The sequence below is a fragment of the Acidiphilium sp. PM genome, assembly GCF_000219295.1.
GTDB classification, from domain to species: Bacteria; Pseudomonadota; Alphaproteobacteria; order Acetobacterales; family Acetobacteraceae; genus Acidiphilium; species Acidiphilium multivorum.
The window spans coordinates 1-5,187 of sequence record NZ_AFPR01000300.1 but is presented as its reverse complement, the minus strand read 5'-3'; the positions used below and the strand labels follow the sequence as shown (position 1 = coordinate 5,187).

The following is a 5,187-nucleotide window of genomic DNA, read 5'->3' as shown; positions in this document are numbered from 1 at the left end:
CAGCGCGACGCTCTGGCCGATATAGGACGAAGGGTCGAGCGCGTCCCTGACCATCGCGGCATCGACGCGCCCGGCCGCATCGGGGGCGGCGGCGATCAGCGTCGCAAGATCCCCGCCGGTTTCCACCGCTTCGGCAATCGCATGATGGACGATATCGTGCGCCACGGTTCGGCCGAGCAGCGGCGCCAGCGCCATCATCGCATTCTCGGAGGCCATGAACGCGCCCGACATCGCGAGGTTGCGCCCGATCGCCGCCGGCCGCAGCCGGATCGCCGCCAGCAGTTCATCCATCTGCGCCGCCAGTTCGTAGGCCAGCGGGCAGGCCTGGTCGATCAGCGCCGAGAGCATCTGGTTGTTCGCGCCATCGCCCTCGAAACTCGGCTGCATCGCCTCCAGCGCCAGCGGCACCTGCGCGCGCACCCGCGCCGAAAGCGCGATCACATGCACCGCGATCTTCGAGTTCACCTTGTGCGGCATGGTCGACGAGCCAATCACCTCCTCGCCGAGATCCTCGATGACCTCACCGAACTCGTCCGACATCATCACGTAGAGATCCCGTGCGATCTTGCCGCAGGTCGCCGCGAACATCCCGAGGAGCAGGACGTATTCGGCGAAGGTGTCGAGCCCGGCGCGCGAGGGGATCTCGTGCCAGCCGAGCCCGAGCCGCGCCGCCAGCCGGCGGTTCAGCTCGGGTCCGGCCTCGCCCACCGCATGCATCGCTCCCACCGCGCCGCCCCATTGCGCGCGGAAGACCCGCGGCGCCGCCTCGCGGAACCGCTCCTCATGGCGGAGAAATTCCTCGATCCAGCCCCCTGCCTTGAAGCCGAAGGTGATCGGCAAGGCGTGGCGGATATTGGTGCGGGCCACCGTCACCGTCCCGGCCTCGGCCTCGGCGAAGCCGGCGAGCCGGTCGAGGATCGCGGCGAGCCGGCGCATCAGTGCCGCGTGCGCCCGGCGCATCAGCAGGACCCGGCCGGTCTGCACCACGTTCTGCGTCGTCGCCCCCCAGTGAACGAAGCCGCCGGCCTCGCCCGCGCAAGCGCGCGAGAGCAGCCGCACCAGCGAGACCACCGGCGCGCGCGTCTTGGCGATATCCGCCGCCAGCGCCGCCTCGCCGATCGTCTCCAGCCGCGCCCGCGCGGCGATCTCGCGCGCCGCCTCCGCCGGGATCATGCCGAGCTCCGCCTGCGTCGCGGCGAGTGCGGACTCGACATCGAGCCAGGACTGCCAGACCGACTGGCGGCTGAACAGCGCCGCGATCTCGGCCGGCGCGGGTGGGGGGACGTCCTCGGTCATGGGCATATTCCTGTGGGCGGGGATCAGAGAACCTGGTCGAGAAACTGTTGCAGCCGCGCGGTCCCGGGATGGTCGAACAGGCGGTCCGGCGCGCCCGTCTCGACGATCCGGCCGCGATCCATGAAGACCACCTCACCGGCCACCTCGCGGGCGAAGCGCATCTCGTGGGTCACCACCAGCATCGTCATTCCCGACAGCGCGAGATCGCGCATCACGTTGAGAATGCCCTTGACCAGCTCGGGATCGAGTGCGGAGGTCGCCTCGTCGAACAGCATCACCGCCGGCTCCATCGCCAGCGCCCGCGCGATGGCGACCCGCTGCTGCTGCCCGCCCGAAAGCTCCGCCGGCCGCCGCCGCTCCAGCCCCTCGAGCCCGACCGCGCGGAGCTGCGCGACCGCCCGCGCCTCGGCCTCTTCCCGCGCCATCCGCCGCACCCGGCGCAGCGCCAGCGTCACGTTGTCCATCACGTCGAGATGGCTGAACAGGTGGAAATGCTGGAACACCATGCCGACCCGTGCCCGCATCGCGTCGACATCCGTGCCCGGCCCGGTGATGTCCACGCCGTCGATCAGCACGCGCCCCTCGTCCGGCCGCGCCAGCAGGTTCGTGCAGCGCAGCAGCGTCGACTTGCCCGACCCCGACGGCCCGATGATGCAGGTTGTGCTCCCGCGGCGGACATCGAGCGAGATCTCGCTCAACACCTCGGTCGCGCCATAACGCTTGGTCACCTGCTCGAACCGCACGGCCACCCCGTTCGCCGCGTCAGACATCGGCGCGCCCTCCCTGCCGCTCGCCGCGCAGCCGCCGCTCCCACGCATTCACCGCGTAGGTCATCGGCACCGTCAGCGCGAGATACAGGATCCCGGCCGCGGTGAGCGGCGAGAGATTGGCGTTGTTGATCGCCGAATCCTGCGCGATCGAGAAGATCTCCCGCTGCGACGAGGTCAGCCCCAGCAGGAACACCAGCGCCGTGCCCTTGATCACCAGGATGAACTGCCCGGTCAGCGGCGGCAGCACCCGGCGGATGCCCTGCGGCAGGATGATGTCGCGCATCGTCTGCCACCTGGTCATGCCCAGCGTGCGCGCCGCCTCGATCTGCCCGCGCTCGACGCTCTGCAGCCCGGCACGGAAGATCTCCGCCATGTAGGCCCCCTCGATCAGCCCGATCGAAAGCGCGGCGTAGGCATAGGTATCGTTGCCGAACAGGCTGAGCCCCGCGATCGGCAGCCCCTGGCCGATCAGGTAGATCGTCAGGATGTGCGGCAGCCCCCGCAGGATATCGACATAGACGCGGCAGGCGAGCCGCACCACGGCCGGCCGCGCGAGCAGTCCGGTCGCGATCGCCAGCCCCACCACCATCCCGATCAGCGAGGCCAGCAAGGCGAGCAGGATCGTGTTCGGCAGGCCGACGCGCAGCAGCGTCGGCATCACATGCGCGATCATGTGCGCGTCGAAGAACGTCTGCTGAATCCGCGCCAGCCCCCGGAACATCGGCGCGCCCCGCGCTCAGGCCTTCGCCGGCGGCTGGTGCGGCATGCCCGGATAATCCTTGTAGAGCTGATCCGGAATGCGCACCGCCGGCGGATTCCACTTCACGAACAGCTTCGTGTAGGTGCCATCCTCCATCAGTTCGCCGATCGCCCTGTCCATCGCCTCGAGCAGCTTCGGATTGCCCTTCGCCACGGGATATTCGGCAACGCCCGTGGTCACGGTCTGCGACGCGACGAGACCGGGATGCTTCTTCACCAGCGCGTTCGCCGTCGCGAGCCCGGTGAAGAGTCCGTTCACCTGGCCCGCGATCAGCGCATTCAGGCTGGCGGCGATGTTCGGGAACTCCCGCACCTTCACCCCCGGCGCGATGTGGCGCAGCAGCGGGATCAGCGCGCTGCCCTGGGTGATCGCCACCGTCTTGCCGGACGCGCCGTCCACTGTCCCGATCGCCGCCCCGCTCCGGCTCACCAGCCGCGCCTGGCCGTAGCCGATCGGCGTGGTGAAGGCGACCGCCTTCTGCCGCGCCGGCGTCACCAGCGTCGCGAAAGCCGCCGTGTCGTAGATGTGGTTCCGCACGCCCGGCAGCATGCTGGCGAAACTCGTCGCGACGAACCTCACCTTCAGCCCGAGCTTCGCCGCGATCGCCTCCTCGAACTCCACCAGAAAGCCCGTCGGCTTGCCGTCGGCGATGAAGGAGACCGGCTTGTCGTCGGTCCGGTAGGCGACGGTGAGCACCCCCCTCGTGATCGTCGGCGGCGGCGCGGCGGCGAGGGCCGGCACTGCCATCCCCGCCGCGAGCCCGGCCACCATGGCCGCGAGACCCAGTGCGTTTCTGCGTGTGGTCATCTGGTTTCCTCCTCCTGATTGTTCCGCGCCGCGCCGAGCACGGCGTCGCGCGCCGCCGCCGCGGCGAACAGGGCGCCAGGGTCGTGCCCCACGCCCTCGATCTCGATAAGCCGGTGCCGCAGGGCCGCACCCTGCCGCGCCGCGAGATGAGCGATATAGTTGCGCCCGCGCGCCAGCCGGTGCGGCCCCTGCGCCAGCGCCGGCGGCGTGCGGTCGAGCATCCGGTGTTCCGGGTCGCAGTCGCGCCGCCCGAGCAGATAGACCACGTCGCGCCGGGCATAGCGCGCCTCGATCGCCGCATCGTCGAGCGCCCCGCCATAGGCAGGCCGCCCCGCGAGCCCGTATTTCCACGGCCCCGCCGCCGGCCCGAACCAGACATACGAGGCCGGGTTGGCGACGACGTAGCGCACCGCGTCGCCGAGCGGCGAGAGCACCGCATGCCGGTGCGCGAGCTGGCCGCCGGCCGAATGCCCCGCGATCACGATCTCGCTCACCAGCGGATACGTCGTGCGGTCGGAAAAATGCCCGATCAGCGCATCGAGGACCGAAAACGCATCGAGCCCGGCCGGCGCCACCGCCGCCCCGCCCTCGATCCAGATCCGGTCGGGCCAGCGCGCGAGCCGCGCCGCATCCTCCACCCCCGCCAGATCCGCTGCGATCGGGAATTGCGGCACCGCCAGCGCCAGCGTGCCGAGCCGGTCGCCAAACGCATCTGTCGCGATATCGGCATATTCGATGCAGTCCCGCCGCGCGCCGTGCAGGACGATCAGCGCCTGCCGCGCGGCCGCCCCCTCCGCGCCGCGGAACACCGCCGGTACGCTGAAACCGCTCGCGCCGGGCGCGAACCGCTCCGGTGCGAGCATCGCCCGCTTCACCGCGATGCCGAGACGTTCCTCCATGCCTTCGTGATACCGCACCGCCCGGCGCGGCCAATCAGCGATTCCGGTCAAATCGATAAGGAACTCTTATCGACAAGCCGGCGGGCGAGGCGAAGCGTGGCGCGCAGGGCGGGCGCGGTATCGCTGCGGCGGTAGATGAGGATGAGGTCGGTGACGACGCGTTCGCGCAGCGGCCGGTAGGCAACGCCCGGCACCACGAAGCGCGCCATCGTTTCCGGCACCATGGCGACGCCGATGCCGGTGCCGACAAGGCAGAGCATCGTGGCGATTTGCGGCACGGTCTGCACGGTGCGCGGCGCAAAGCCGGCGGCGGCGCAGGCTTCGGCGGTGAGGCGGCGGAGGCCGCCGCTCGGTTGTTCGATGTACTGGATGAAGGGGTGTTCGGCGAAGGCGGCGAGCGGCAGCGGCCCGGCATCGCGGCGGGTGCTGGTTTCGGCGACAGCGATCATCATGCGTTCGCGCGCGAGGGTGAGGGTCGCGAGGGCGGGGTCGAGGGTCGGCAGCGGCGAGCGGACAATCCCGAGATCGAGGCGGGTTGCGGCGAGGTGCTGGACCTGGATCGTGCCGGAGACCTGGTCGATGCGGAGCGCGATTTCCGGTCTGGTGGTGTCGATCGCGCGGATCAGGGCGGCGAAGAGAGGGTGGAAGGCGGCGG

The 5,187-nt window shown here is 70.5% G+C and carries 6 protein-coding genes; all 6 read right to left on the bottom strand.

All coding sequences use genetic code 11. From position 1 onward, the window contains the following. Positions 1–1,296, bottom strand: a 1,296-nt coding sequence (locus APM_RS11700) for a lyase family protein (protein ID WP_007423588.1), incomplete at its 3' end; no start/stop codon positions are given. A 23-nt stretch (positions 1,297–1,319) separates the two neighbouring features. Next, positions 1,320–2,066: an amino acid ABC transporter ATP-binding protein gene (locus tag APM_RS11695; RefSeq protein WP_039888436.1), complete on the bottom strand. Its 747-nt coding sequence runs from the start codon at positions 2,064–2,066 to the stop codon at positions 1,320–1,322. Further along, the gene (locus APM_RS11690) at positions 2,059–2,787 is read right to left on the bottom strand and encodes an amino acid ABC transporter permease (RefSeq protein ID WP_007423586.1); all 729 of its coding nucleotides are present in this window, start codon (positions 2,785–2,787) and stop codon (positions 2,059–2,061) included. The genes APM_RS11695 and APM_RS11690 overlap by 8 nt, the downstream gene beginning before the upstream one ends. Before the next feature lie 15 nt (positions 2,788–2,802). After that, a complete protein-coding gene (locus tag APM_RS11685) occupies positions 2,803–3,633 on the bottom strand; it encodes an ABC transporter substrate-binding protein (protein WP_007423585.1) in 831 nt (276 codons plus the stop codon). Beyond that, complete coding sequence (locus tag APM_RS11680) at positions 3,630–4,583, bottom strand: hypothetical protein (protein WP_007423584.1); 954 nt, start codon at positions 4,581–4,583, stop codon at positions 3,630–3,632. Before APM_RS11680 ends, APM_RS11685 begins: the two co-directional genes overlap by 4 nt. After that, positions 4,580–5,187, bottom strand: a 608-nt coding sequence (locus APM_RS11675; protein WP_007423583.1) for a LysR family substrate-binding domain-containing protein, incomplete at its 5' end; no start/stop codon positions are given. The genes APM_RS11680 and APM_RS11675, both read right to left, overlap by 4 nt.